This window comes from Pseudomonas sp. 2hn (assembly GCF_019646095.1).
GTDB classification, from domain to species: domain Bacteria; phylum Pseudomonadota; class Gammaproteobacteria; order Pseudomonadales; family Pseudomonadaceae; genus Aquipseudomonas; species Aquipseudomonas peradeniyensis.
Window position 1 is genome coordinate 5,794,295 of sequence record NZ_CP081016.1, and the last position, 26,862, is coordinate 5,821,156.

At 65.5% G+C, this 26,862-nt stretch carries 27 protein-coding genes; 18 read left to right on the top strand and 9 right to left on the bottom strand.

Going from position 1 to position 26,862, the window contains the following annotated elements; genetic code table 11:
• Nucleotides 1-147: 147 nt before the first annotated feature.
• Both K2O50_RS26055 and gmk read left to right on the top strand, forming a co-directional pair.
• On the top strand, nucleotides 148-1,011 hold the full coding sequence (locus K2O50_RS26055; protein ID WP_050707530.1) for a YicC/YloC family endoribonuclease: 864 nt from the start codon (nucleotides 148-150) through the stop codon (nucleotides 1,009-1,011).
• A gap of 13 nt (nucleotides 1,012-1,024) precedes the next feature.
• Nucleotides 1,025-1,645: a guanylate kinase gene (gmk, locus tag K2O50_RS26060; RefSeq protein ID WP_050707531.1), complete on the top strand. Its 621-nt coding sequence runs from the start codon at nucleotides 1,025-1,027 to the stop codon at nucleotides 1,643-1,645.
• Nucleotides 1,646-1,780: 135 nt separating this feature from the next.
• On the opposite strand, the gene K2O50_RS26065 is transcribed toward gmk, so the two are convergent.
• The 3 genes from K2O50_RS26065 to K2O50_RS26075 all read right to left on the bottom strand — a co-directional run bounded on the left by K2O50_RS26065 (nucleotide 1,781) and on the right by K2O50_RS26075 (nucleotide 5,596).
• Nucleotides 1,781-3,322: an APC family permease gene (locus tag K2O50_RS26065; protein WP_050707532.1), complete on the bottom strand. Its 1,542-nt coding sequence runs from the start codon at nucleotides 3,320-3,322 to the stop codon at nucleotides 1,781-1,783.
• A 113-nt stretch (nucleotides 3,323-3,435) separates the two neighbouring features.
• Nucleotides 3,436-4,209: a gamma-glutamyl-gamma-aminobutyrate hydrolase family protein gene (locus K2O50_RS26070; protein WP_050707533.1), complete on the bottom strand. Its 774-nt coding sequence runs from the start codon at nucleotides 4,207-4,209 to the stop codon at nucleotides 3,436-3,438.
• A gap of 4 nt (nucleotides 4,210-4,213) precedes the next feature.
• The gene (locus tag K2O50_RS26075; RefSeq protein ID WP_050707534.1) at nucleotides 4,214-5,596 is read right to left on the bottom strand and encodes a glutamine synthetase family protein; all 1,383 of its coding nucleotides are present in this window, start codon (nucleotides 5,594-5,596) and stop codon (nucleotides 4,214-4,216) included.
• A 208-nt stretch (nucleotides 5,597-5,804) separates the two neighbouring features.
• On the opposite strand from K2O50_RS26075, the gene K2O50_RS26080 reads away from it, so the two are divergent.
• From K2O50_RS26080 to K2O50_RS26100, 5 genes are all read left to right on the top strand, one after another.
• Complete coding sequence (locus tag K2O50_RS26080) at nucleotides 5,805-6,680, top strand: LysR family transcriptional regulator (RefSeq protein ID WP_050707535.1); 876 nt, start codon at nucleotides 5,805-5,807, stop codon at nucleotides 6,678-6,680.
• 278 nt (nucleotides 6,681-6,958) lie between these two features.
• Nucleotides 6,959-7,222 (top strand): DNA-directed RNA polymerase subunit omega, encoded by a 264-nt coding sequence (gene rpoZ, locus K2O50_RS26085; protein ID WP_008091595.1) that lies wholly within the window; start codon nucleotides 6,959-6,961, stop codon nucleotides 7,220-7,222.
• Between the two features lie 59 nt (nucleotides 7,223-7,281).
• Nucleotides 7,282-9,390, top strand: coding sequence for a bifunctional GTP diphosphokinase/guanosine-3',5'-bis pyrophosphate 3'-pyrophosphohydrolase (gene spoT, locus K2O50_RS26090; RefSeq protein WP_028689950.1), 2,109 nt, complete (start codon nucleotides 7,282-7,284; stop codon nucleotides 9,388-9,390).
• Between the two features lie 23 nt (nucleotides 9,391-9,413).
• Nucleotides 9,414-9,794 (top strand): RidA family protein, encoded by a 381-nt coding sequence (locus K2O50_RS26095; protein WP_028689951.1) that lies wholly within the window; start codon nucleotides 9,414-9,416, stop codon nucleotides 9,792-9,794.
• 59 nt (nucleotides 9,795-9,853) lie between these two features.
• Nucleotides 9,854-10,579: a hypothetical protein gene (locus K2O50_RS26100; protein ID WP_050707536.1), complete on the top strand. Its 726-nt coding sequence runs from the start codon at nucleotides 9,854-9,856 to the stop codon at nucleotides 10,577-10,579.
• Nucleotides 10,580-10,723: 144 nt separating this feature from the next.
• On the opposite strand, the gene K2O50_RS26105 is transcribed toward K2O50_RS26100, so the two are convergent.
• Nucleotides 10,724-11,581: an SDR family oxidoreductase gene (locus K2O50_RS26105; RefSeq protein WP_050707537.1), complete on the bottom strand. Its 858-nt coding sequence runs from the start codon at nucleotides 11,579-11,581 to the stop codon at nucleotides 10,724-10,726.
• A gap of 192 nt (nucleotides 11,582-11,773) precedes the next feature.
• On the opposite strand from K2O50_RS26105, the gene exbB reads away from it, so the two are divergent.
• The 6 genes from exbB (at nucleotide 11,774) to K2O50_RS26135 (ending at nucleotide 18,497) form a co-directional block, all read left to right on the top strand.
• Nucleotides 11,774-12,748 (top strand): tonB-system energizer ExbB, encoded by a 975-nt coding sequence (exbB, locus tag K2O50_RS26110; RefSeq protein WP_050707538.1) that lies wholly within the window; start codon nucleotides 11,774-11,776, stop codon nucleotides 12,746-12,748.
• A 3-nt stretch (nucleotides 12,749-12,751) separates the two neighbouring features.
• Nucleotides 12,752-13,180, top strand: a complete 429-nt coding sequence (gene exbD, locus K2O50_RS26115; protein WP_023632733.1) for a TonB system transport protein ExbD — start codon at nucleotides 12,752-12,754, stop codon at nucleotides 13,178-13,180.
• Complete coding sequence (locus K2O50_RS26120; protein WP_028689955.1) at nucleotides 13,177-13,911, top strand: energy transducer TonB; 735 nt, start codon at nucleotides 13,177-13,179, stop codon at nucleotides 13,909-13,911. Before exbD ends, K2O50_RS26120 begins: the two co-directional genes overlap by 4 nt.
• Before the next feature lie 95 nt (nucleotides 13,912-14,006).
• Nucleotides 14,007-14,933: a hydrogen peroxide-inducible genes activator gene (locus K2O50_RS26125; protein WP_050707539.1), complete on the top strand. Its 927-nt coding sequence runs from the start codon at nucleotides 14,007-14,009 to the stop codon at nucleotides 14,931-14,933.
• 4 nt (nucleotides 14,934-14,937) lie between these two features.
• Complete coding sequence (gene recG, locus K2O50_RS26130) at nucleotides 14,938-17,016, top strand: ATP-dependent DNA helicase RecG (protein ID WP_050707540.1); 2,079 nt, start codon at nucleotides 14,938-14,940, stop codon at nucleotides 17,014-17,016.
• A gap of 77 nt (nucleotides 17,017-17,093) precedes the next feature.
• The gene (locus K2O50_RS26135) at nucleotides 17,094-18,497 is read left to right on the top strand and encodes an aminoacyl-tRNA deacylase and HDOD domain-containing protein (RefSeq protein ID WP_050707541.1); all 1,404 of its coding nucleotides are present in this window, start codon (nucleotides 17,094-17,096) and stop codon (nucleotides 18,495-18,497) included.
• Between the two features lie 114 nt (nucleotides 18,498-18,611).
• On the opposite strand, the gene K2O50_RS26140 is transcribed toward K2O50_RS26135, so the two are convergent.
• The 4 genes from K2O50_RS26140 to K2O50_RS26155 form a co-directional block, all read right to left on the bottom strand.
• Complete coding sequence (locus K2O50_RS26140; protein WP_050707542.1) at nucleotides 18,612-18,986, bottom strand: hypothetical protein; 375 nt, start codon at nucleotides 18,984-18,986, stop codon at nucleotides 18,612-18,614.
• A gap of 134 nt (nucleotides 18,987-19,120) precedes the next feature.
• A complete protein-coding gene (locus K2O50_RS26145; RefSeq protein ID WP_050707543.1) occupies nucleotides 19,121-19,417 on the bottom strand; it encodes an HU family DNA-binding protein in 297 nt (98 codons plus the stop codon).
• 188 nt (nucleotides 19,418-19,605) lie between these two features.
• The gene (locus tag K2O50_RS26150; protein WP_050707544.1) at nucleotides 19,606-20,754 is read right to left on the bottom strand and encodes an NAD(P)/FAD-dependent oxidoreductase; all 1,149 of its coding nucleotides are present in this window, start codon (nucleotides 20,752-20,754) and stop codon (nucleotides 19,606-19,608) included.
• 33 nt (nucleotides 20,755-20,787) lie between these two features.
• Complete coding sequence (locus K2O50_RS26155; protein ID WP_028689962.1) at nucleotides 20,788-20,955, bottom strand: rubredoxin; 168 nt, start codon at nucleotides 20,953-20,955, stop codon at nucleotides 20,788-20,790.
• Nucleotides 20,956-21,177: 222 nt separating this feature from the next.
• On the opposite strand from K2O50_RS26155, the gene K2O50_RS26160 reads away from it, so the two are divergent.
• Nucleotides 21,178-21,735, top strand: a complete 558-nt coding sequence (locus tag K2O50_RS26160; protein WP_050707624.1) for a chorismate lyase — start codon at nucleotides 21,178-21,180, stop codon at nucleotides 21,733-21,735.
• A complete protein-coding gene (gene ubiA, locus K2O50_RS26165; RefSeq protein WP_050707545.1) occupies nucleotides 21,735-22,625 on the top strand; it encodes a 4-hydroxybenzoate octaprenyltransferase in 891 nt (296 codons plus the stop codon). The genes K2O50_RS26160 and ubiA overlap by 1 nt, the downstream gene beginning before the upstream one ends.
• Before the next feature lie 103 nt (nucleotides 22,626-22,728).
• Here the strand turns inward: ubiA and K2O50_RS26170 are convergent, their stop codons facing one another.
• A complete protein-coding gene (locus K2O50_RS26170; protein ID WP_050707546.1) occupies nucleotides 22,729-23,100 on the bottom strand; it encodes a hypothetical protein in 372 nt (123 codons plus the stop codon).
• A 174-nt stretch (nucleotides 23,101-23,274) separates the two neighbouring features.
• On the opposite strand from K2O50_RS26170, the gene phoB reads away from it, so the two are divergent.
• From phoB to K2O50_RS26185, 3 genes are all read left to right on the top strand, one after another.
• On the top strand, nucleotides 23,275-23,964 hold the full coding sequence (phoB, locus tag K2O50_RS26175; RefSeq protein ID WP_003253341.1) for a phosphate regulon transcriptional regulator PhoB: 690 nt from the start codon (nucleotides 23,275-23,277) through the stop codon (nucleotides 23,962-23,964).
• 72 nt (nucleotides 23,965-24,036) lie between these two features.
• Complete coding sequence (gene phoR / locus K2O50_RS26180; protein ID WP_256206058.1) at nucleotides 24,037-25,308, top strand: phosphate regulon sensor histidine kinase PhoR; 1,272 nt, start codon at nucleotides 24,037-24,039, stop codon at nucleotides 25,306-25,308.
• A 184-nt stretch (nucleotides 25,309-25,492) separates the two neighbouring features.
• Nucleotides 25,493-26,833: a hemolysin family protein gene (locus tag K2O50_RS26185; RefSeq protein ID WP_050707548.1), complete on the top strand. Its 1,341-nt coding sequence runs from the start codon at nucleotides 25,493-25,495 to the stop codon at nucleotides 26,831-26,833.
• The last annotated feature ends 29 nt before the right edge of the window (nucleotides 26,834-26,862 follow it).

Genomic DNA, 26,862 nt, shown 5'->3' on the forward strand with positions numbered 1-26,862 from the left:
GTACCCGCGCAGCCTGTCGCCTTTTCCGACAGGCCAGAAGAGGGCCGGTAGCATGGGTGGATTGGGCGCCCGGGCCGCACTGCGCTACAATCCTGCGCCTTGCAGCCGACAGGCTCCCCGTTCACCTGAATACGCGAGGTACTCCCCATGGTGCATAGCATGACCGCTTTTGCTCGTGTCGAGCGCGCTGGCAGCCAAGGCACCCTGGTCTGGGAGCTGCGTTCGGTCAACCACCGCTATCTGGAACCCCACCTGCGCCTGCCCGAGGCGCTGCGCGACCTCGAAGGCGCGGTACGCGAGGGCCTGCGCCAGGGCCTGTCCCGCGGCAAGGTCGAGTGCACCCTGCGCCTGAGCGAGGACAACGCCGGCAAGCCGTTGCAGGTCGACCGCGAGCGCGCCGCGCAACTGGTCGCCGCCGCCGAGACCGTCGCCGGCCTGATCAAGCAGCCGGCGCCGCTCAACCCGCTGGAAGTGCTGGCCTGGCCAGGCGTGCTGGTGGCCGACGCCAACGATCCGCAGGCGCTCAATGCCGAAGCCATCACCCTGTTCGACGAGGCGCTGGCCGAACTCAAGGCGGGCCGTGAGCGCGAAGGCGCCGAACTGGCCCGGCTGATCAACGAGCGCCTGGACAGCATGGCCGGCGAAGTCGCCACCCTGCGCACCCTGGTGCCGCAGATGCTGGCCGCGCAACGGCAGAAGGTCCTCGATCGCTTCGGCGACATGAAGGCCGAGCTCGATCCGCAGCGCCTGGAGCAGGAAATGGTCCTGCTGGCGCAGAAGAGCGACGTTGCCGAGGAGCTGGACCGCCTCAGCACCCACGTCACCGAGGTGCGCCGGGTGCTCAAGTCCGGCGGCGCCGCCGGCCGGCGCCTGGACTTCCTGATGCAGGAGCTCAACCGCGAAGCCAACACCCTCGGCTCCAAGGCCTTCGACCCGCGCAGCACGCAAGCGGCGGTCAACCTGAAGGTGCTGATCGAACAGATGCGTGAACAAGTACAGAATATCGAGTAAGGCCACCCCTACCATGAATCACAGCAGCGGCACCCTCTACATCGTTTCGGCCCCGTCCGGCGCCGGCAAGACCAGCCTGGTCACGGCCCTGATCAAGGACGACGCCAACGTGCGCGTCTCGGTCTCCCACACCACCCGCGCCATGCGTCCGGGCGAGGAGCACGGAGTGAACTACCACTTCGTCGTTCACGAGGAATTCAAGGCATTGATCGCCCAAGGCGACTTCCTCGAGCACGCCGAAGTGTTCGGCAACTTCTACGGCACGTCGCGCAGCGCCCTGCAGGAAACCCTCGACCAGGGCTATGACCTGATCCTGGAGATCGACTGGCAAGGCGCCCAGCAGGTGCGCAAGCTGATGCCCGAGGCGCGTTCGATCTTCATCCTGCCGCCAAGCCAGGAGGCCCTGCGTCAACGGTTGGATGGCCGCGGGCAGGACAGCGAGGAGATCATCGCCGGGCGTATGAAGGAAGCGGTCAGCGAAATGGTGCACTACGACGAGTATGAGTACGTCATCATCAATGACGACTTCGACGTGGCGCTGGAAGAGTTGAAAACCGTGTTCAAGGCCAATCGCCTGCTGCTGAAGAAGCAGCAACAGCGCCATGGTGAGCTGCTGGAACAACTGATCGGCTGAAGATTGCCGGGGCCTCTACGAGGCCCTTTCGCGGCACAAGGCCGCTCCTACAGGTGATCGCATCAGTCCAAATTGACGCGATCGCCTGTAGGAGCGGCCTTGTGCCGCGAAAGGGGCGCAGAGCGCCCCCATGCGTCATTCCTGCAACTGAATGGTCGCCTGCTGACGCAGGGTCGCCCCCAGGAAATACGCAGGCGCCCGCAACCGCGACAGCATCATCAGCACGATCCCCAGTGCCGAGATGATCGCCGCGATCACGAATACCAGCCCCAACCCGCCCACATGCGAGCCGCTGCCGAAGTCCGGCGAAGCGCTGTCGATCGCCGTGCGCACGAAGATCACCGACAGGATCACCCCACCCACCAGCGGGCAGACGCCGCGCATGAAGAAGTGGCGCACGCTGTCGAACAGGCTGCGGCGGAAGTACCACACGCAAGCGAACGCGGTCAGCGAGTAATAGAAGCAGATCATCATGCCCAGGGCGGTGATGGTGTCCGCCAGCACGTTCTCGCTCAAGGTACGCATGGTCACGTAGAACAGGCCCGCGGCGATACCGGCACAGATGGTTGCGTAGCGCGGCGTCTGCGAACGCGGGCAGACCGTGGCGAAGCGCTGCGGCACGGCGCCGTAGTAACCCATGGCGAGCAGGGTGCGCGCCGGCGAGACGAAGGTCGACTGCAGCGAGGCCGCGGTGCTGGCCAGCACCGCGATCGACATCAGGATTGCCAACGGCCCCATGACCGGGCCGGCCAGGTGGGCGAACACGTTCTCCTGGATGCGCGGGTTGCCCAGGCCCAGGCCATCCTCGCTGATCCCGGCAAACTGCAGGGTGGCGATGGCGGTGAGCAGGTACAGGCCAAGGATCAGCAACACCGTCCAGGTGGCGGCCTTGCCCGGCACTTCCTCACTGCCGATCGACTCCTCGCTGACGGTCAGGCACACGTCCCAACCCCAGAAGATGAAGATCGACAACGACAGGCCCGCGGCGAACGCCGAGAACGACTCGACGCCGAACGGGTTGAACCAGGCAAGATCGAATGCCAGCGGTGGCGGCGCCGTCGTCTCGCCGAAGGCGGCGAAGGCGAAGCCGATCAGCACCAGCAGCTGCAAGGCCACCAGGCCGTACTGCACGGTCATGGTGGTGGCCATGCCGCGACAGCAGATCCACACCGCCAGGGCGATGAACACACAACAGGTGGTGACGTTGACCAACAGGTTGTCCGCCAGCGCCGCCAGCTCCTGGTTGCCGGTGATCTGGGCCAGGAACAGGTAGAAGAAGTCCACCGCCACGCCCGCCAGGTTGGACAGCACGATGGTGGTGGCGACCACCAGCCCCCAGCCGCCGATCCAGCCGATCATCGGACCGAAGGCCCGGGCCGACCAGGTGAAGGAGGTGCCGCTGTCGGGCTCGGCCGAGTTCAGCTCGCGGTAACCCAGGGCCACCAGCAGCATCGGCAGGAAGCCGACGATGAACACCGCCGGCAGGTGGGCGCCGACTTCGCGCACGGTCGGGCCGAGCGCGCCGGTCAGGGTGTAGACCGGGGCGATGGTGGAAATGCCCAGCACGACGCTGGCCAGCAGGCCGAGGCGGCCCTTGGCCAGGCCCTTGCTGCGCTGGGTGTTGCCCGAGTCGGACGCCGCGTCGGGTGGGCGTCCGGCTTCTGTGTATTCATTCATGAGTCTGTGCCGTAACTATTGGAATTGTTCTCACAGGCCCGCCGTAGAGGGCCCGCTTTCACTCATTGAAAGCTCGTGGTGGGGGCACGGTCATCCTGGACCTTCGGCTAACGTCAGCGTGTTTCCTGACGCACACCCTCCCGAGCAGCATGGGCAATGCAAGCCTCGCGGAACGCCTCGAACAAGCGCAGCGAGACCGGGTTTTCGGCGAAACGCCATTCAGGGTGCCACTGCACGCCGACTACAAAGCCCGGCGCATCAGGCATCGACACCGCTTCGATCAGGCCATCCGGGGCCCGTGCCTCGACACGCAGGCCCGGGGCCAGGCGGTCGATGCCCTGGCTGTGCAGCGAGTTGACCTCGAACTGCGCAGCCAGGCCCAGGCGCTCGAACAACCCGCCCGCGGTGACCGCGACGGGATGACGAGGGCCGTATTGCACCTCCAGGGGTGCGTCCTCAGGTTCGCGGTGGTCCAGGTAGCCGGGCAGTTCCTGCACGCGCTGGTGCAGGCTGCCGCCAAGGGCCACGTTCAGTTCCTGGAAGCCACGGCAGATGCACAACACCGGCACACCGGCGGCAATGGCCGCCTGCAGCAGCGGCAAGGTCAGGCGATCACGTGCAAGATCGTGTCGGGTACCTTCCGCGCTGGGGGCGCCATTGTAATGATGCGGCTCGACATTTGAAGGCGAACCGGTAAAAAGAATGCCATCGAGCCGGGCCAGCAGCGCCTGGGTGTCGCTGCCGCCATCACGCGCCGGCAGGATCAGCGGCAGCCCGGCAAAGCCCGCGGCCTCGACATACTTGTCGCCCACCGTGTGCGACGAGTTCTTCCCCACCTGCTGGCGGCAGGCGCTGACACCGATCAAGGGGACCGCAATTGCGCTCATGGGCTTATACCGTGTGCAGGTACCAGTTGTACTCGAGGTCGGAGATCGACACTTCGAACTCGGCCAGCTCGCTCTCCTTGCAGGCCACGAAGATGTCGATGTAGTCCGGGCTGATGTATTGGTTGAGGACTTCGCTGTCGTCCAGCGCGCGCAGGGCGTCGCGCAGGTTGTTCGGCAGGCTCTGCTCCAGCTGCTCGTACGAGTTGCCTTCGATCGGCGCGTCCGGCTCGACCTTGTTGGTCAGGCCGTGGTGGATACCGGCAAGGATCGCCGCGAGCATCAGGTACGGGTTGGCGTCGGCACCGGCCACGCGGTGCTCGATGCGCACGTTCTCGCTGCTGTCGGTCGGCACGCGGACCGCCACGGTGCGGTTGTCCAGGCCCCAGCTCGGCGCGTTGGGCACGTAGAACTGGGCGCCGAAACGGCGGTAGGAGTTGATGTTCGGGCACAGGAACGCCATCGACGCCGGCATGGTCTCCAGCACGCCGCCGATGGCGTGGCGCAGGGTCTCGCTCTGCAGCGGATCGTCGTGGGCGAAGATGTTCTTGCCGGTCTTCTTGTCCAGCAGCGAGATGTGCACGTGCAGGCCGTTGCCCGCCTGGCCCGGATAGGGCTTGGCCATGAAGGTCGAGTCCATCTCGTGGTCATAGGCGACGTTCTTGATCAGGCGCTTGAGCAGGATCGCGTAGTCGCAGGCCTTCAAAGGATCGGCGACGTGGTGCAGGTTGACCTCGAACTGCGCCGGGGCGCTTTCCTTGACGATGGCGTCGGCGGGCAGGCCCTGCTCCTTGGCGGCTTCGAGCATGTCCTGCAAGCAGTCGGCGTACTCGTCGAGGTCGTCGATCAGGTACACCTGGGTCGACTGCGGGCGCTTGCCCGAAATCGGCGAGCGCGGCGGCTGCGGACGGCCGTTGAGGTTGTCCTGGTCAATCAGGTAGAACTCCAGCTCGAACGCGGCGCAGATATCCAGGCCCAGGTCGTCGAAACGGCTCACCACCTGGCGCAGCACCTCGCGCGGATCGGCGAAGAACGGCGCGCCATCCAGCTCGTGCATGGTCATCAGCAACTGCGCGGTCGGACGCTTCTGCCACGGCTCGTCGCAGAGCGTGCCGGGAATCGGGAAACAGATGCGGTCGGCGTCGCCGATGTCCAGGCCAAGGCCCGTGCTTTCGACGGTCGAGCCGTTGATGTCCAGGGCGAACAGCGAGGCCGGCAGGTTGATGCCCTTCTCGTACACCTTGTGCAGGCTGGCGCGCTCGATGCGCTTGCCGCGCACCACCCCGTTCATGTCGGAGATCAGCAGGTCGACGTACTGGGTATCCGGATGGGCATCCAGGAACTCATTCATCTCGCGGGAAGAACTGGCGCACGGGGAGACCGACGTCATGGCTGTACATCCTTTGATTCGGAGCGGCGATGTGGGGAACTGCGGATGACGCCTCGAAAGGCGACGATGGTGCTGCTGTTGTTCTTTTCACTGGCCCATCGTGGGGGGCTGATTGCCGACCGGCTGCATTGATTCCCGGGGGCCGTTTCACTATAAAATGGCCCCAACGCAACAGACATTGGCATTTCGGCAAGCAGAGCGTGCATCGATGCAATATCAGATCAACCATGCGGACCTCGCCCTGGTCCTGGCACTGGAGCGTGGCCGCTCCCTGGCCAAGGCCGCCGAACTGCTCAAGGTCGACGTTTCCACGGTCTTCCGTTCGATCCGCCGACTGGAGTCGGCGCTGGGCACCGCGCTGTTCGTCAAGAGCCGCAAGGGCTACCTGCCCACCGACACCGCCCAGGCCCTGGCCGAGCAGGCGGAGCGCGCCGAACAGGCGCTGGACGCGGCGCGCATCGCCCTGACCAGCGGCGAGCAGGTGGTCAGCGGCACCGTGCGCCTGACCTGCACCGAGGCGGTGCTGCACAGCCTGCTGCTGCCGGCGCTGGCCGAGTTCATGCCCAACTACCCGGCGCTGTCGCTGGAAATGGGCACCTCCAACACCTTTGCCAACCTCAGCCGCCGCGATGCCGACATCGCCCTGCGCCTGACCAACACGCCGCCGGAACACCTCGTCGGCCGCTGCCTGGGCTCGACCTCCTACGTGGTCTGCGGCCTGCCGACGCTGCGCGAGCGCCTGCAGGAATCCGCCGCCAGCGTGCCATGGATCGCCCCCGACGACTCCATGCAGGACCACGCCACGGTGGTCTGGCGCAACCAGCATCACCCGGGGCTGATTCCGCGCTACCAGTGCAGCGGCATGTCGACCATCGCCCAACTGGTGACCACCGGCCTGGGCGTGGCGGCACTGCCCGACTACATGGTCCACGACCTGCCCGGCGTCGAGGCGCTGAGCGGCCCGCTGCCTGGCTGTGACACGCAGTTGTGGTTGCTGACCCGACCCGATTGCCGCGCCCTGCGCTCGGTGCAGACGCTGTTCGAGGAGCTGACCCCGCGCCTGCGCGACGCAATGTTGCGTTAACGCGTCAGGGGCGGTTGTGTCGGCGATGGACGGCAGGCTATTGTCGGGCATCGGCGGTGGGCTCCAGTCGTCTGGATCGGCCCTATCGCGGGGCAAGCCCGCTCCCACGAATGTGTCCCCGAAACGGGGAACGTGGGAGCGGGCTTGCCCCGCGATAGAAGCGCCACAGGCACACCCGACAAAACAGCCCTTCCCTATTGGCTGGTGATTTTTTAAACTATCGAGTCCGCCTGCCCATTCTGGGCGCACGCCTACCGCATTTGCTACTGAGGAAGACCATGGCCCGCGTAACTGTTGAAGACTGCCTGGAACACGTGGATAACCGCTTTGAGCTGGTCATGCTCTCGACCAAGCGCGCCCGCCAGCTGGCTACCGGCGGCAAAGAGCCACGCGTTGCGTGGGAAAACGACAAGCCGACCGTCGTCGCCCTGCGTGAAATCGCCGAAGGCATCGTCACTCCAGAGTTCATCGCCGCCGAAGAGATCGTCACCGAGGATCCGGTATTCGCCGCGTTCGAGGACGAGAACAACGAGGCCGTCTGATTGATGCCCAGTCGACACCGTGCGGCGCAAGGCCCTCTTCTTCAGCGAGAGGTGAAACCATGCCGGGTATAGAAGCCCTCGCCGAACGGCTGTCGACTTACCTGGGCCCCGAACAGGTCAACCTGGTTCGCCGGGCCTACTTCTACGCCGAGCAGGCCCACGATGGCCAGCGCCGCCGCAGCGGCGAGCCCTACGTGACCCATCCGCTGGCGGTCGCCAGCATCCTCGCCGACATGCACATGGACCATCAGAGCCTGATGGCGGCCATGCTGCACGACGTGATCGAAGACACCGGCATCGCCAAGGAAGCCTTGAGCCAGCAATTCGGCGAGACCGTCGCCGAACTGGTCGACGGGGTCAGCAAGCTGACCCAGATGAACTTCGAGACCAAGGCCGAGGCGCAGGCCGAGAACTTCCAGAAGATGGCCATGGCCATGGCCCGCGATATCCGCGTGATCCTGGTCAAGCTGGCCGACCGCCTGCACAACATGCGCACCCTGGAAGTGCTGTCCGGCGAAAAACGCCGACGCATCGCCAAGGAAACCCTCGAGATCTACGCCCCCATCGCCAACCGCCTGGGGATGCACACCGTGCGCGTCGAGTTCGAGGACCTCGGTTTCAAGGCCATGCACCCGATGCGTTCGTCGCTGATCCACCGGGCGGTCAAGAGCGCGCGGGGCAACCGCAAGGAAATCGTCGCCAAGATCGAGACCTCGCTGGCCAACTGCCTGGCCGCCGACGGCATCCAGGGCGAGGTCAGCGGCCGGCAGAAACACCTCTATGGCATCTACAAGAAGATGCGCGGCAAACGCCGCGCCTTCACCGAGATCATGGACGTGTACGCCTTCCGCATCATCGTCGACAAGGTCGACACCTGCTACCGCGTGCTCGGCGCCGTGCACAACCTGTACAAGCCGCTGCCGGGCCGGTTCAAGGACTACATCGCGATCCCCAAGGCCAACGGCTACCAGTCGTTGCACACCACGCTGTTCGGCATGCACGGCGTGCCCATCGAGATCCAGATCCGCACCCGCGAAATGGAAGAGATGGCCAACAACGGCATTGCCGCGCACTGGCTGTACAAGTCCAACGAGGAAGAACAACCCAAGGGCAGCCACGCCCGCGCCCGCCAGTGGGTCAAGGGCATCCTCGAGCTGCAGCAGCGCGCCGGCAACTCGCTGGAATTCATCGAGAGCGTGAAGATCGACCTGTTCCCGGACGAGGTCTACGTCTTCACCCCCAAAGGCCGGATCATGGAGCTGCCCAAGGGCTCCACCGCCGTCGACTTCGCCTACGCGGTGCACACCGACGTCGGCAACAGCTGCATCGCCTGCCGCATCAACCGCCGCCTGGCGCCACTGTCCGAGCCACTGCAGAGCGGCTCCACCGTCGAGATCGTCAGCGCCCCGGGCGCCCGGCCGAACCCGGCCTGGCTCAATTTCGTGGTCACCGGCAAGGCACGCACGCACATCCGCCACGCCCTCAAGCAACAGCGCCGCTCCGAGTCCATCAGCCTCGGCGAGCGCCTGCTGAACAAGGTGCTGACCGGCTTCGACAGCAGCCTGGAAAAGATCCCCCAGGAACGCATCCAGTCGATCCTCGCCGAGTACCGCCTGGAACTGCTCGAGGACCTGCTCGAGGACATCGGCCTGGGCAACCGCATGGCCTACGTGGTCGCCCGCCGCCTGCTGTCCGCCGAAGGCGAGCAACTGCCGGCGCCGGAAGGCCCGCTGGCGATCCGCGGCACCGAGGGCCTGGTGCTCAGCTACGCCAAGTGCTGTACCCCGATCCCGGGCGATCCGATCGTCGGCCATCTGTCGGCCGGCAAGGGCATGGTCGTGCACCTGGAAGACTGCCGCAACATCAGTGAAGTCCGCCACAACCCTGAGAAGTGCCTGCAGCTCTCCTGGGCCAAGGACATCACCGGCGAGTTCAACGTCGAACTGCGCGTCGAACTGGAACACCAGCGCGGCCTGATCGCGCTGCTGGCCAGCAGCGTCAACGCCGCCGACGGCAACATCGAGAAAATCAGCATGGACGAACGCGACGGCCGTATCAGCGTGGTCCAACTGGTAGTCAGCGTGCACGACCGCGTGCACCTGGCCCGCGTGATCAAGAAGCTGCGCACCTTGACCGGCGTGGTCCGCATCACCCGGATGCGTGCGTAGTCCGCCAACCGCAAGGAGTCATCATGAGCAAGACCGTCATCACCAGCGACAAGGCCCCTGCCGCCATCGGCACCTACTCGCAAGCGATCAAGGCTGGCAATACCGTGTACATGTCGGGCCAGATCCCGCTCGATCCGAAGACCATGGAGCTGGTCGAAGGCTTCGAAGCCCAGACCGTCCAGGTGTTCGAGAACCTGAAGTCGGTGGCCGAAGCCGCTGGCGGTTCGTTCAAGGACATCGTCAAGCTGAACATCTTCCTCACCGACCTGAGCCACTTCGCCAAGGTCAACGAAATCATGGGCCGTTACTTCGAACAGCCTTACCCGGCCCGCGCCGCCATCGGCGTAGCTGCTCTGCCGAAGGGTGCCCAGGTCGAGATGGACGCGATCCTGGTCCTCGAGTAATACCCCCGGTGACGGGCGCCACGCCCGTCACCATCCTCTCCTGCCCCAAGGTTTCCCCCATGCGCCACGCATTGCCTCTCGCGCTGGCAGCCCTGCTCCTGGGCGGCTGCGCCAGCCACAAACCCGAAGACTTCAACGGCACCTGGATCAACCAGGCCGCCATCGACGCCGCCCGCAAAGGCACCAGCCTGCGCCAGGCCCTCGACGCCCAGGGCCCGGTGTTCGAATGGAAGATCGACGTCAAGAACCAGCAGGCCAGCTTCAGCAATGGCTTCGAGGCTGCCGACGGACGCCTGAGCGCCAACGAGAAAGACTGGCAGGTCAGCTTCGAAGGTGGCCTGGTCGAACAGCTCAAGCTCGACGGCGACGAGTTGCTGGCGATCGACCCATCCGGTCACCAGCAGACCTTCGTGCGCAGCGAAGGCCCACAGAACACGCCGCTGGGCGGTAGCTTCGAGAAGGCGCTGTACCAGCAATACCTGGGCGGCGACTGGAAGATCGTCGAAGGCCAGGGCAAGGGCGCCGTGGTGCGCTTCAGCGACACCGGCAACGTCACCGGCCTGCCCGGCCCCGACCGCTTCGCCCTGTGCCTGGCGGGCGACTGCGCGACCATGGGCGATGGCAACGACAGCCTGTGGCTGGAGCGCAACCAGCTTGGCGCGCCGTGGATATTCAAGCGCGACGGCGACACCCTGGAAATCTTCCAGGCGGTGAACCGCGCCCAGCCGGATGAAATGCCGCAACTGGCCGCCGGTGCGCGGCAGTGGGTGCTGGAGAAAAACTGAAGCACGCACGCCCTCTGTAGGAGCGGCCTTGCGCCGCGAAAGGGCTGCGAAGCAGCCCCAGGATCTCAGAGTTGCCGGGGCCGCTGCGCGGCCCTTTCGCGGCGCAAGGCCGCTCCTACAGGGGGGCGCATCAAGCCTTGAAGGTTAGTTTCTTCCCTCGAGAATGGCCGCATACCCCTCTTTATAGCTCGGGTACTGCGGCACCCACCCCAACGCCCGCGCGCGCGCATTGCTGCAACGCTTGCTGCCGGTGCGCCTCACCCGCTGCTCATCCGACCACTGGGTAACGCCCAGGTATTCACGCAGCCAGGCCACCACCTCGGCCAGCGGCGCCGGATCGTCATCCACGCCGATATAGCAGTCATCCAGCGCAACACCCCGGGCATCGGCCCGCAGCAGGTGCGCCATCAGGCCGGCGGCATCCTCGGCATGAATGCGATTGCCGTACAACGGTGGCTCCTCGGCCACGCGATAACCCTGGCGCACCTGACTCAGCAACCACTCGCGCCCCGGACCATAGATGCCGGTCAGGCGCACGATCGTCGCGGGAATGCCGCTGTCCAGCGCCAGCCGCTCGGCCTCGAGCATTACCTTGCCGGAATAGCCCTCGGGCTGCGTGGCTGCCGCTTCGGCAATCCATTCACCGTCCTGCTGCGCATACACGCTGCTACTGGACACGAACACCAGGCGTCGCGGCCGCTGCCCTTTCGCCGCCAGCCATCCCAGCACATGGCGCAAACCTTCGACATAGGCCGCCTGGTAGCCGGCTTCATCGTGCTGGCTGGCCGCCACGCAATACACCAGGTAATCAGGCCCTTGCTCAGGCCAGGCGCTCGGTATCTGCGGCTCGGCCAGATCGGCGGCGATCGGCCGAACCCCTTCGGGCAACTGATCGACCGAACGGCGCAAGCCGCTGACCTGCCAGCCTTGAGCAAGCAGTTGACGGGCCAGGCGGCTGCCCACATCACCGCAACCCACGATCAAAGCTGAAACGTCTGACATACCAAACCTCCTAATGCGAAAGGCACAGGCTATCGGGTTAGCGCGATAAACGGCTATACCAAGGTCAAAAAAAGCAACAGTATTACTTTTGTTAACAAGAATTACTTGCAATAATGGCGACCCTGTCTGTTCTCGGCCTGCTTCGAGGCCTTGAAGAACTCAACCCATTTCTCTTCATCAGGTCCGGCCAGCATGACACGTACTCAACCTTCCGCTTCGCCAACCCCGTCGCGCGCCTGGCGCGCCATTGCCGCGCTGATGTTCAGCCTGGTACTGGCCCCGGCGGCCATGGCCGATGAGCCTGTCGCCGCCACCCCGGCACCCGCCGCTGCCGCCGCTCCGGCCACGCCTGCCGCCGAAGGCCAGGCCCCGGTCGCCGCGCCTGCTGACGCAAATGCGCCGGTGGAAGGTCAGGCTCCAGCCGACGAGAACGTGCAGGCGATGGTCGAAGACACCTCGCTGGGCATGGCCCACGACCTGTCCCCATGGGGCATGTACAAGAACGCAGACGTGGTGGTGAAGGCCGTGATGATCGGCCTGGCCATCGCCTCGATCATCACCTGGACCATCTGGATCGCCAAGGGCTTCGAGCTGATGGGCGCCAAGCGCCGCCTGCGTGGCGAGATCGCGGCCCTGAAGCGCTCGGTAAGCCTGAAAGAGGCCAGCGAAGCGTCGAACAAGGAAGGCACCCTGGCCCACACCCTGGTGCATGACGCCCTCGAAGAGATGCGCCTGTCAGCCAACGCCCGCGAGAAGGAAGGCATCAAGGAACGCGTCAGCTTCCGCCTGGAGCGCCTGGTAGCCGCCAGTGGCCGGACCATGAGCAGCGGCACCGGCGTGCTGGCCACCATCGGTTCCACCGCACCGTTCGTCGGTCTGTTCGGCACCGTGTGGGGCATCATGAACAGCTTCATCGGCATCGCCAAGACCCAGACCACCAACCTCGCCGTGGTCGCCCCGGGCATCGCCGAAGCCTTGCTGGCCACCGCCCTGGGCCTGGTCGCCGCGATCCCGGCCGTGGTCATCTACAACGTCTTCGCCCGCTCCATCGCCGGCTACAAGGCACAGGTGTCCGACGCCTCCGCCCAGGTGCTGCTGCTGGTCAGCCGCGATCTGGACCACCAGGGCAGCGAGCGCGCCGCCCCGCACATGGTGAAAGTGGGGTAAGCCATGGGCCTGCATCTCAACGAAGGTGGCGATGACCTCGCCGAGAACCACGAAATCAACGTCACGCCGTTCATCGACGTGATGCTGGTGCTGCTGATCATCTTCATGGTCGCGGCGCCCCTGGCCACGGTCGACATCAAGGTCGACCTGCCCGCCTCGACCGCGAAGCCCGCGCCGAGGCCCGAGAAGCCGGTGTTCGTCAGCGTCAAGGCCGACAAGAAGCTTTACCTCGGCGACGACGAGGTGGCCCAGCGCGACCAGCTTGGCGCCATGCTCGACGCCAAGACCAAGGGCGACAAGGAAACCACCATCTTCTTCCAGGCTGACAAGGGCGTCGATTACGGCGACCTGATGGAAGTGATGAACACCATGCGCGCCGCCGGCTACCTCAAGGTCGGCCTGGTCGGACTCGAGACGGCAGCCAAGAAATGACGAAAACGCGCTCAAACATGGCGCGCTACGGTGGCAGCCTGGCGATCGTGCTGGGTGTGCACGCGGTCGCCGTGCTGCTGACGCTCAACTGGTCGGTGCCCCAGGCCCTCGAGTTGCCGCCGGCAGCGATGATGGTCGAGCTGGCACCGCTGCCCGAGCCCGCGCCGCCGCCGCCGCCCAAGGCCGCCCCGAAACCGCCGACGCCGGTCGAGGAACCGCCGCTGCCGAAGCTGGCAGAGGCGCCGAAACCGAAGATCGCCATCCCCAAGCCACCCAAGCCCAAGGCCAAGCCACAGCCGCCCAAGCCCGAGAAGAAGCTTGAGCCGCCGAAGGACGAGCCACCGGCCAAGGACGATGTCGCGGACACCCCGCCGAGCAACACGCCACCGCAGAAGTCGGCGGCGCCGCAGCCGAGCATCGCGTCCAACAGCAACGCCCTGCCGAGCTGGCAGAGCGACCTGCTGCGCCACCTGGCCAAGTACAAGAAGTACCCCGAGGACGCTCGCCGTCGTGGGCTGCAGGGCATCAACCGCCTGCGCTTCGTGGTCGACGCCGAAGGCAAGGTGGTCTCGTACGCGCTGGCCGGCGGTTCAGGCAGCGCGGCGCTGGACCGGGCCACGCTGGAGATGATCCGCCGTGCCGGCACGGTGCCCAAGCCTCCGGCGGAGTTGCTGAACAATGGCACGATCGAAGTCGTCGCGCCGTTCGTCTACTCGCTGGACCGACGTTGACGTTTTTTGTTTCTGTCACAAAACGGCAAGTCTGATAACGTGCGTCTATCAATTGCAGCCGCTATGCTGGGGCCGCAACTTCATGGACGCACGTTATGACCCTCACCGAACTTCGCTATATCGTCACCCTCGCGCAAGAGCAGCACTTCGGCCACGCGGCCGAGCGTTGCCACGTCAGCCAGCCGACCCTGTCGGTGGGCGTGAAGAAGCTCGAGGACGAACTCGGCGTGCTGATCTTCGAGCGCAGCAAGAGCGCGGTGCGCCTCACGCCGGTCGGCGAGAGCATCGTCGCCCAGGCGCAGAAGGTACTGGAGCAGGCCCAGGGCATCCGCGAGCTGGCCCAGGCCGGCAAGAACCAGCTGACTGCGCCACTCAAGGTCGGCGCCATCTACACCGTCGGCCCCTATCTGTTCCCGCACCTGATCCCGCAGCTGCACCGCGTGGCGCCGCAGATGCCGTTGTACATCGAGGAGAACTTCACCCACGTGCTGCGCGAAAAGCTGCGCAACGGCGAACTGGACGCGGTGATCATCGCCCTGCCGTTCAACGAGGCCGACGTGCTGACCCTGCCGCTGTACGACGAGCCGTTCTGCGCCTTGATGCCGGCCGACCACCCGTGGACCGCCAAGGACACCATCGACACCGCCATGCTCAACGACAAGAGCCTGCTGCTGCTCGGCGAGGGCCACTGCTTCCGCGACCAGGTGCTCGAGGCCTGCCCGACGCTGAACAAGGGCGGCGAAGGCGCCAAGCACACTACGGTGGAATCCAGCTCGCTGGAAACCATCCGCCACATGGTCGCCTCGGGCCTGGGCGTATCGATCCTGCCGCTGTCGGCGGTGCACAGCCATCATTATGCGCCGGGCGTCATCGAAGTCCGTCCGCTGACCGCGCCCGCACCGTTCCGCACCGTGGCCATCGCCTGGCGCGCCAGCTTCCCGCGGCCGAAGGCCATCGAGATCCTCGCCGACTCGATCCGCCTCTGCTCGGTGGCCAAGCCGCCGGTGGAACAACCGGCCTGAACCCATGACCGAGCTGTCGAACGTCCCGGTCACCACGCTCAAGGGCGTAGGCGACGCCATGGCGGAAAAACTCGCCAAGGTCGGCCTGGAGAACCTGCAGGACCTGCTGTTCCACCTGCCGCTGCGCTACCAGGACCGCACCCGCGTGGTGCCCATCGGCCAGCTGCGTCCGGGCCAGGACGCGGTGATCGAGGGCGTGGTCAGCGGGGCCGACGTGACCATGGGCAAGCGCCGCAGCCTGGTGGTGCGCCTGGGCGACGGCAGCGGCACGCTGAGCCTGCGCTTCTACCATTTCAGCAATGCGCAGAAGGAGGGCCTCAAGCGTGGCACCCACCTGCGCTGCTATGGTGAAGCCCGCCCCGGCGCTTCGGGGCTGGAGATCTACCACCCGGAATACCGGGCGCTGAACGGCGACGAAGCACCGCCGCCGGTCGAACAGACGCTGACACCGATCTACCCGACCACCGAAGGCCTGACCCAACAGCGCCTGCGCCTGCTGTGCCAGCAGAGCCTCGGCCTGCTCGGCCCGCGCAGCCTGCCCGACTGGCTGCCCGACGAACTGGCCCGCGACTACCAGCTGGCGCCGCTCAGCGACGCCATCCGCTACCTGCACAACCCGCCGGCAGACGCCGACCTCGAGGAGCTCGCCGAGGGCCATCACTGGGCCCAGCATCGTCTGGCCTTCGAAGAGCTGCTGACCCACCAGCTCTCGCAGCAACGCCTGCGCGAGAGCCTGCGCAGCCTGCGGGCGCCTGTACTGCCCAAGGCCAGCCGGCTGCCGGCGCAGTACCTGGCCAACCTCGGCTTCAGCCCGACCGGCGCCCAGCAGCGCGTCGGCAACGAGATCGCCTACGACCTCAGCCAGGCGGAGCCGATGATGCGCCTGGTGCAGGGCGACGTCGGCGCCGGCAAGACCGTGGTCGCCGCCCTGGCGGCGCTGCAGGCCCTGGAGGCCGGCTACCAGGTGGCGTTGATGGCGCCCACCGAGATCCTCGCCGAGCAGCATTTCATCACCTTCAAGCGCTGGCTCGAGCCATTGGGCATCGAGGTCGCCTGGCTGGCCGGCAAGCTCAAGGGCAAGGCCCGCGCCAACGCCCTGGAGCAGATCGCCAATGGCGCGCCCATGGTGGTCGGCACCCACGCGCTGTTCCAGGACGAAGTGCAGTTCAAGCACCTGGCCCTGGCGATCATCGACGAACAGCACCGCTTCGGCGTGCAGCAGCGCCTGGCCCTGCGCAAGAAGGGCGTCATGGGCCAGCTGTGCCCGCACCAGCTGATCATGACCGCCACGCCGATCCCGCGCACCCTGGCCATGAGCGCCTATGCCGACCTGGACACTTCGATCCTCGACGAGCTGCCACCCGGGCGCACCCCGGTGAACACCGTGCTGGTCGCCGACAGCCGCCGCTTCGAGGTGGTCGAGCGGGTCCGCGCTGCCTGCGACGAAGGCCGCCAGGCCTATTGGGTGTGCACCCTGATCGAAGAATCCGAGGAACTGACCTGCCAGGCTGCCGAGAGCACCTTCGAGGAGCTGGGCAGCGCCCTGGGCGAGCTGCGCGTGGGCCTGATCCACGGGCGCATGAAGCCTGCGGAAAAGGCCGCGGTGATGGCCGAGTTCAAGGCCGGCGACCTGCAACTGCTGGTGGCCACCACGGTGATCGAGGTCGGCGTCGACGTGCCCAATGCCAGCCTGATGATCATCGAGAACCCCGAGCGCCTGGGCCTGGCCCAGTTGCACCAGCTGCGTGGCCGGGTCGGCCGTGGCAGCGCGGTGAGCCACTGCGTGCTGCTCTACCACCCGCCACTGTCGCAGATCGGCCGTGAACGCCTGGGCATCATGCGGGAAACCAACGACGGATTCGTCATAGCAGAGAAGGACCTGGAGTTGCGTGGGCCCGGCGAGATGCTCGGGACCCGCCAGACCGGCCTGCTGCAGTTCAAGGTCGCCGACCTGATGCGCGACGCTGACCTGCTGCCGGCCGTGCGCGACGCCGCCCAGGCCCTGCTGGCACGTTGGCCCGACCATGTCAGCCCGTTGCTCGACCGCTGGCTGCGCCACGGTCAACAATATGGCCAGGTGTGACGCCCGTCCCATAATGGATCCAGCTTGGCGGCCAGGCTGGTTATACTTCGCGTTTACAGAATGATTGGATACAGGCCATGACTGAAGTTGCCCTGGATACCGCAACCCTACACGCACCGTCTGTCATCCGGCTGTTGCTCGACAAGCTCGGCGTCAGCTTCCGCGAGGTGCCCGAGCACCCGGGGCTGCCGGCCGCCTCGCGGGTACAGGCCGTGCTGCTCGATGACGAGATCGGTGCCTTGATGGTGCTGTTCCCGCAAAGCCAGTTGCTGGACCTCAAGCGCCTCGAAGAGCTGACCGGCCGCAAGCTCAAGGCCGTGCCGCTGGAGCGCCTGAAGCAGATGCTCGACAAGCATCACCTCAAGGCCCTGCCGGCGATTCCCGCCCTGACCAGCTCGCCGTGCCAGTACGAGAAGAGCCTGCTCGACAACGAGACGGTACTGATCCAGTCCGGCGAAGCCGGCCTGCTCCTGGAAATCGGCAGGACGGCCTTCAAGAAGATGCTGTTCAAGGCCAGCGCCAGCACCTTCGGCCAGCAGATCAGCGATATTCGCCTGAGTTTCGACCCGTTGGACGGCCCTCCCAAGGAAGTCATCCGCGCCGTCCAGGCCTTCACCGCCCGTCGCATCCAGCAACGCCTGGAGCAGACCATCGAGATTCCGCCGCTGGCCGACACCGCGCAGAAGATCATCAAGCTGCGCGTCGACCCCAATGCCAGCATCGACGACATCACCGGCGTGGTGGAGACCGACCCGGCCCTGGCCGCGCAGGTGGTCAGTTGGGCTGCCTCCCCGTACTACGCCTCACCCGGCAAGATTCGCTCGGTGGAGGACGCCATCGTCCGTGTGCTGGGCTTCGACCTGGTGATCAACCTGGCCCTCGGCCTGGCGCTGGGCAAGACCCTGAGCCTGCCCAAGGACCATCCGCAACAGGCCACGCCGTACTGGCAGCAGTCGATCTACACCGCCGCGGTGATCGAGGGCCTGACCCGCGCCATGCCGCGCGCCGAGCGCCCGGAAGCGGGCCTGACCTACCTGGCCGGCCTGCTGCACAACTTCGGCTACCTGTTGCTGGCCCATGTCTTCCCGCCGCATTTCTCGCTGATCTGCCGCCACCTGGAGGTCAACCCGCACCTATGCCACAGCTATGTGGAACAGCACCTGCTGGGGATCAGCCGTGAACAGATCGGGGCCTGGCTGATGAAGCTGTGGGACATGCCCGATGAGCTGTCCACGGCCCTGCGTTTCCAGCACGACCCGGCGTACGACGGCGATTATGCGGCGTTCCCCAACCTGGTGTGCCTGGCGACGCGCCTGCTGCGCGCCCGGGGGATCGGTTCGGGGCCGAAGGATGAGATCCCGGATGCCCTGCTCGAGCGCCTGGGGCTGACTCGAGAGAAGGCCGAAGAGGTGGTGAACAAGGTGCTGGAGGCCGAGGCCCTGCTGCGCGAACTGGCGTCGCAGTTCCACGCGCCGCATTGATGTAGCCGGGCCTGTGTCCTGTGGGAGCGGGTTTACCCGCGAATGCGGTGGTGAACCCACCGCCGTATTCGCGGGTAAACCCGCTCCCACAGGTGCTTTGTTCTGTGTTTTATATCAGGCCTTCTTCTTCGGCTTCAGGTACTTCATCAAGCCCTGGAACCAGATCACCAGCGCCGGATTGCCCTTGATCTGGATGTTCTTCTCCTGGATCCCCTGCATGAACGCCAGCTGCTTGTTACCGGCCTGCAGCGTGGCGAAGCCGTAGGCGGCGTCCTTGAAGGCGATGGCGAAGGCCGGCTGCGGGTGCAGGCCGCCCTTGCTGCTGATGCGCAGGTCCTTGACGATGAAGTGCCGGGCGACCTTGCCGTCGAGCGTCTGCATCTGGAAGACCAGGTCCTTGTCCTGCAGCTGCTGCTGGAACGCCGGGTTGTTGCGGCTGGCCTTGGCCATCAGCAGCCCCATGGCCCAGAGAAGAAAGCGAAACTTCATCAACACGCCTCGAATGAAAAGTGACTGAGTCGCGCAGTTTATCCGTTTCTCGCCCTGTTTATGCAAGTTCGCCGCATTTGCTTACCAGAAACGCAACGGGCGCCTCCAGGCGCCCGTCTGGTGAACCTGTTCGGTCACTTTTTCTTGGCAGGCTTGGCCGGTGCGTTGACGCTGTCGCGCAGGTTCTTGCCCGGCTTGAAGGCGACGGTGTTGCTGGCCTTGATCTTGACCGGCTGGCCGGTCTGCGGGTTCTTGCCGGTGCGGGCGCCACGGTGGCGTTTTTCGAAGGTGCCGAAACCGACCAGGGTGACGGTGTCCTTGTCGAGCGCGCCGGTGATGCTGTCGAGAATCGCGTTGAGGACCTGGTTGGCCTTTTCCTTGGTCAGATCGGCCTTTTCGGCGATGACGGCGGCGAGTTCTGGTTTACGCATAGTGAAGCCTCTTTGACGGGATTTCTTGTTGTTATGCCGTGCTGCCGAAAGGAGCAGCGTTCAAGGCACCGCAGGCTCTAGGCTGCGGCAGACGCCAGTGAGGATGGCACGCCGACCGGGGCCGCGCCAGTATCTGGGCGGCCATTGTCGCGGCAAGAACAGGATAATTCCGACAGAACGCCCGCTATTTACGCCATCAAGGGCGGCAACTGGCGATTCAGCGCCAGTTTCTCCATGACCGCGCCGCCGGTCAGGGCGTAGCCCAACAGTTGGCCGTTAGCGCCATGGCAAAGCACTTTCAGGTCGGCGCCACTGCCTTCGACCACCCAGGTGCCCTCGTGGCCGGGCGGCACCGGGGATACCACCAGCGGACAGGCCGGGGTCTTCACCGTGACCGGCATCGGGCCGTAGGCCACCGCGGTCGGGTTGCCTGCCAGGGTCTGGGCCAGGGCACGGGCGCAGGTCATCAGCGGCATGACGTACAGCAGGTTGATGCCATCGACCTCGGCGCAGTCGCCCAGGGCGAAGATGTTGGCGTGGGAGGTGCGCAGTTGGCGGTCCACCACCACGCCACGATTGACCTGCAAACCCGCCGCCGCCGCCAGGTCGGTGCGCGGACGCAGGCCGATGGCCGAGACCACCAGATCACAGGGAATCACGCTGCCATCGGACAGGTGCGCCTCGAGCGCCTCCCCTGCACGCTGCAGGCGGGTCAGAACCGGGCCGAGGTGAAAGCGCACGCCCAGCCCTTCCAGGCCCGCCTGCACGGCCGCGGCGGCAGCCGGGTGCAGCAGGGTCGGCATCACCTGCTCACAGGGGGCGACGACCTCGCACTGCAGGCCGCCCAGGCTTAGGTCGTTGGCGAATTCGCAACCGATCAGGCCGGCACCGAGGATCAGCACACGGTGCTTGCCCGCGGCCGCAGTGCGAAAGCGTGCATAGTCCTCAAGGTCGTTGATCGGGAAGATCAGCTCGCCCGCATCGCCTTCGACCGGCACCTGCACGGTCTGCGCGCCCCAGGCCAGCACCAGGTCGCGGTATTCCACCGCTTCCTCGCCGATCCACAGGCGCTTGTGACCCGGGTCGATGCCGCTGATGCGGGTATGGGTGCGAATCTCGGCCTTGAGCTGCTCGGCCATGGCGCCCGGTTCGGCCATGCACAGGCCGTCGGCGTCCTTCTGCTTGGCGAAGCCGGTGGACAGCATGGGCTTGGAGTAGGAGCGACCGTCGTCGGAGGTGATCAGCAACAGCGGCGTGTCGCCGTCGAGCTTGCGAAACTCTCGCGCCAGGTTGTAGCCGGCAAGGCCGGTACCGATGATCACCACGGGGGACGTCATGTCGTGCATTCCTTCTTCAAGCCAGGGTTGCGATCAGCCGATGGCGATCATTTCGAAATCACTCTTGCCCACGCCGCAGTCGGGGCACAGCCAGTCTTCCGGTACGTCCTCCCAACGGGTGCCAGGGGCGATGCCGTCGTCCGGCCAGCCTTGGGCCTCGTCGTAGATCAGGCCGCAGACAATACATTGCCACTTCTTCATTTACTGCTGTTCCTCGGTCAGGCTTAAGGGTGCGTTGCAGCTGACGGCCTCATCGCGGGGCAAGCCCGCTCCTACAGGGGACCTGTGGGAGCGGGCTTGCCCCGCGATGAGGCCACCGCGCAATTCGTGGGGGCTTTGTACTGGCCCTGCCAGCAGTATGCAAGCAGTCCGGGCAAACATGCTAAGCTCGCCGCCTCTCTGGCCTGTATCAAGCATACCGACGTGCCGTACGAAACCCCGCAAGCAGCCGCTGTCGCGTGGCTGGCGTATCCGCAGCTGGCGACCAGCCTCGACCAGCCGACCCTGGGCTGGCTGTTCGACGAAGGCTCCCTGACCCGTCGCCTGACCCGCCTCTCCCACGACCACTTCAGCGTCACCCCCCTGTTCGAGGGCTGGCAGCCTCTGCGCGATGACGAATGCGCCGCCTTGAGCCTTGCCCCCGGCGCCCAGGGCTGGGTGCGCGAGGTCTACCTGCGCGGCCATGGCCATCCGTGGGTGTTCGCCCGCAGCGTGGCCAGCCGCACGGCGCTGGAACGCGGCGGGCTGGACCTGGAGACCCTAGGCAGCCGCTCGCTGGGCGAGCTGCTGTTCTGTGACCAGGCGTTCGTCCGCCACCCGATCGAAGTGTGCAGTTATCCACAGCCCTGGCTGCCCGCTGAGGTCGCCAGCGCGGGGCTTTGGGGGCGACGCTCGCGCTTCGAGCGTGACGGCCTCGACCTGCTGGTGGCCGAGGTGTTCCTGCCCGCTATGTGGCACGCGGCCAAGGAGGAGAACCGCTGATGTACCTGCAACTGCTCAAGTCGCTCAACCGCCTGCACCCACGGGCCTGGGACTTCATCCAGCTGAGCCGCATGGACCGCCCGATCGGCATCTACCTGCTGCTGTGGCCGACGCTGTCGGCGGTGTGGATCGCCGGCAACGGCTCGCCGACCCTGGCCAACGTGCTGATCTTCGGCCTCGGCGTGGTGCTGATGCGCGCCGCCGGCTGCTGCATCAACGACTTCGCCGACCGCAAGGTGGACGGCCACGTCAAGCGCACCGCCGACCGGCCACTGGCCAGCGGCCGGGTCAAACCCCGCGAAGCGCTGGTGTTGTTCGCCCTGCTGGTGGGGGTAAGCTTCCTGCTGGTGCTGTGCACCAACGCCACCACGGTGTGGCTGTCGTTCGGCGCGGTCGCCCTGGCGTTCTGCTACCCGTTCATGAAGCGCTACACCTATTACCCGCAGGTGGTGCTGGGCGCCGCCTACTCCTGGGGTATCCCGATGGCCTTCACTGCCGCGGGCGGCGAGCTGCCGGCCAGTGCCTGGCTGCTGTACATCGCCAACCTGCTGTGGACGGTGGGCTACGACACCTACTACGCCATGGTGGATCGCGACGACGACCTGAAGATCGGCGTGAAATCCACCGCCATCCTGTTCGGCGAGGCCGACCGGGTGATCATCCTGACCTTGCAGCTGCTGTCGCTGGGCTGCCTGCTGCTGGCGGGCAACCGCTTCGAGCTGGGCGGCTGGTTCCACCTGGGGCTTCTGGCGGCGGTGGTGTGCTTCGCCTGGGAGTTCTGGTCGACACGCAAGCTGGATCGGGAGTCGTGCTTCAAGGCGTTTCTGCACAACCATTGGGCGGGGATGCTGATCTTTGGCGGGGTGGTGCTGGATTACGCGTTGCGCTGAACTTCATCGCACCCTGTGGGAGCGGGTTTACCCGCGAATGCGATGGTGCAGCGAAAATCGCATTCGCGGGTAAACCCGCTCCCACAGGGTCAGGTAACAACCTTCAGGGCTTGGCGACGTGCCAGACGTCCTTCATGCCATCGCCGGTGGTCTCCCCGGCCTTCTTGTCCTTGACGAAGGTGTACAGCGGCTTGCCGTCATAGGCCCACTGCATCGAGCCATCGTCACGAGTGACGTGGCTCCACTTGTCCTTCGGCGCCTCGTCGTCCTTCTTCACCATCAACGGCGGCCAGTTCTTGGCGCACTCGCCGTTGCACATGGACTTGCCACCGGCATCCTTGTCGAAGGTGTACAGCGTCATGCCGTCATGATCGACCCACATGCCGTCCTTTTCCATGGCGTGATGAGCCGACGCCACCCCCGGCACTGCCAGCGCAGCGCAAAGGGCCATCCAGCTCAGCGTATGTCGTGTCATTGGAATCACCATTGTTTCGGGGGGTTGGAGGGTTTGCACGCCGCTCAGGCGGCCCCCTGAAGCCTAGTCCAGTCACGCAATGTCGCCAGAATGGCCAACACCCTGTCACACAGCTGCAATAATTCCGTTATCTAATGCGGGCCAAGACACCGTTCCTGGGAGAGGTAATTGAGCATGGTTGGCAGAAACATTCTGATCGTCGACGACGAAGCGCCTATCCGCGAGATGATCGCCGTTGCATTGGAAATGGCCGGCTATGACTGCCTCGAGGCCGAGAACTCGCAACAGGCCCACGCCATCATCGTCGACCGCAAGCCGGACCTGATCCTGCTCGACTGGATGCTCCCGGGCACTTCGGGCATCGAGCTGGCCCGCCGCCTCAAGCGCGACGAACTGACCGGCGACATCCCGATCATCATGCTCACCGCCAAGGGTGAAGAAGACAACAAGATCCAGGGCCTGGAAGTCGGTGCCGACGACTACATCACCAAGCCGTTCTCGCCCCGCGAGCTGGTGGCGCGCCTGAAGGCCGTGCTGCGCCGCACCGGCCCGAGCGACAGCGAGGCGCCGATCGAAGTCGGCGGCCTGCTGCTCGACCCAATCAGTCACCGCGTGACCATCGACGGCAAGCCGGCCGAGATGGGTCCTACCGAATACCGCCTGCTGCAGTTCTTCATGACCCACCAGGAGCGCGCCTACACCCGTGGCCAGTTGCTCGACCAGGTCTGGGGCGGCAACGTCTACGTCGAGGAACGCACCGTCGACGTGCACATCCGTCGCCTGCGCAAGGCGCTGGGTGAAGCCTATGAAAATCTGGTACAAACCGTCCGCGGCACCGGCTATCGCTTCTCGACCAAGAGCTGATCGAAGCCCCGGCGCCCGCTGTACAAGGACTGTCAATTGAACCAGAACTGGCACGCGACCCTGATTCGCCACATGCTCCTGCTGATCACCGCCTGCCTGATCGGCGGGCTGGTCAGCGGCTACTACGGCTGGAGCCTGGCCATCGGCCTGGCCCTGTATTTGGGCTGGACGCTGAAGCAACTGCTGCGCCTGCACGACTGGCTGCGCAACCACCAGCCCGACGAGGCGCCACCCGACGGCTACGGCCTGTGGGGCGAGGTGTTCGACAGCATCTACCACCTGCAGCGTCGCGACCAGCGCGTGCGAGGTCGCCTGCAGGCAGTGATCGACCGGGTCCAGGAGTCCACCGCGGCCCTGCGCGACGCGGTGATCATGCTCGACAGCGAAGGCAACCTGGAATGGTGGAACCGCGCCGCCGAGACCCTGCTGGGCTTCAAGACGCCGCAGGACGGCGGCCAGCCGGTGACCAACCTGGTGCGCCACCCGCGCTTCAAGGAGTACTTCGAGTCGGACAACTACGCCGAGCCGCTGGAGATCCCGTCGCCGATCAACGACCGCCTGCGCGTACAGCTGCACCTGACCCGCTACGGCAACAACGAACACCTGATGCTGGTGCGCGACGTGACCCGCATCCACCAGCTCGAGCAGATGCGCAAGGACTTCGTCGCCAACGTCTCCCACGAGCTGCGCACGCCGCTGACGGTGATCACCGGTTACCTGGAGACGCTGCTGGACAACGTCGAGGACGTGAATCCACGCTGGAGCCGCGCCCTGCAGCAGATGAGCGCGCAAGGCTCGCGCATGCAGACCCTGCTCAACGACCTGCTGCTGCTGGCCAAGCTCGAGGCCACCGACTACCCCTCCGACAACCAGCCGGTGCTGGTCGACACCCTGCTCAGTGCCATCAAGAACGACGCCCAGGCCCTGTCCGGCCCGCGCAACCAGCGCATCAGCCTGGAGGCGGCGCCTGGCATTCGTCTCAAGGGCAGTGAGTCGGAACTGCGCAGCGCGTTCTCCAACCTGGTGTTCAACGCGGTCAAGTACACCCAGGACGAAGGCAATATCCGCATCCGCTGGTGGGCCGACGAACAGGGCGCGCACCTGAGCGTGCAGGACTCGGGGGTGGGGATCGAGGCCAAGCACCTGCCGCGCCTGACCGAGCGCTTCTACCGGGTCGACTCCAGCCGCGCGTCGAATACCGGCGGCACCGGGCTGGGGCTGGCGATCGTCAAGCATGTGCTGATGCGCCATCGCGGGCGACTGGAAATCAGCAGCGTGCCGGGGCATGGCAGCACCTTTACCTGCCATTTTACGCCGGCGCAATTGGTGTCAAGCAAAGCCTGAATCATCGCGGGGCAAGCCCGCTCCCACGCATTGCCTGAGCGATCGTGGGAGCGGGCTTGCCCCGCGATGGGACGCATCCCCTTTGCTTTTGCGGCTCCAGCCGCTACATTGGATCCCCCGTGCCAGCCATCGCTGGCACTTTTTTTCTCTTCAATTCAAAGACGGACCCCGTAAAAACTCCATCATGGACCCTTCCCCTGGTATCAGCCTCACCTCGTTGTTCGCCGATTTCGGCATGATTCTCTTCGCCTTGTTCCTGGTGCTGCTCAACGGCTTCTTCGTTGCCGCCGAGTTCGCCATGGTCAAGCTGCGTTCCACCCGGGTCGAATCCATCGCCGAGCTGCATGGCTGGCGTGGCAGCATCCTGCGCAAGGTGCACAACCAGCTCGACGCCTACCTGTCGGCCTGCCAGCTGGGCATCACCCTCGCCTCCCTGGGCCTGGGCTGGGTAGGCGAGCCGGCGTTCGCCCATCTGCTCGAGCCGCTGCTGGCCGCCGTGGGCGTGGACAGCCCCGAGCTGATCAAGGCGATCTCGTTCTTCGTCGCCTTCTTCGTGATCTCCTACCTGCACATCGTGGTCGGCGAGCTGGCACCGAAGTCCTGGGCAATCCGCAAGCCGGAGTTGCTGTCGCTGTGGACCGCCGTGCCGCTGTACCTGTTCTACTGGGCGATGTACCCGGCGATTTACCTGCTCAACGCCAGCGCCAATACCATCCTGCGCATCGCCGGCCAAGGCGAGCCCGGGCCGCACCACGAGCACCACTACAGCCGCGAGGAGCTCAAGCTGATCCTGCACTCCAGCCGCGGCCAGGACCCGAGCGACCAGGGCATGCGCGTGCTGGCCTCGGCCGTGGAGATGGGCGAGCTGGAGGTGGTCGACTGGGCCAACTCCCGCGAGGACATGGTCAGCATCGACGCCCATGCGCCACTGAAGGAGATCCTCGCCCTGCTGCGCCGCCACAAGTTCAGCCGCTACCCGCTGTATGACGCCGAGCGCGAGGAATTCACCGGCCTGCTGCACATCAAGGACCTGCTGCTGGAACTGGCCGAGCTGGATCACCTGCCCGAGACCATCGACCTCGAAGACCTCGCCCGCCCGCTGGAGCGCGTGTCGCGGCACATGCCGTTGGCCCAGCTGCTGGAGCAGTTCCGCAAGGGCGGCGCACACTTCGTGTTGGTGGAGGAAGCCGATGGCAAGGTGATCGGCTACCTGACCATGGAAGACGTGCTGGAAGTGCTGGTCGGCGATATCCAGGACGAACACCGCAAGACCGAGCGCGGCATCCTAGCCTATCAGCCAGGCAAGCTGCTGGTACGCGGTGATACGCCGCTGTTCAAGGTTGAGCGCCTGCTGGGCGTCGACCTTGACCATATCGAGGCGGAAACCCTGGCCGGCCTGGTCTACGAGACCCTCAAGCGCGTGCCCGAGGAAGAGGAAGTGCTGGAGGTGGAAGGCCTGCGCATCATCATCAAGAAGATGAAAGGGCCGAAGATCGTGCTGGCCAAGGTGCTCAAGCTGGATTGATCAGCATCTGCAATTATCGCGGGGCAAGC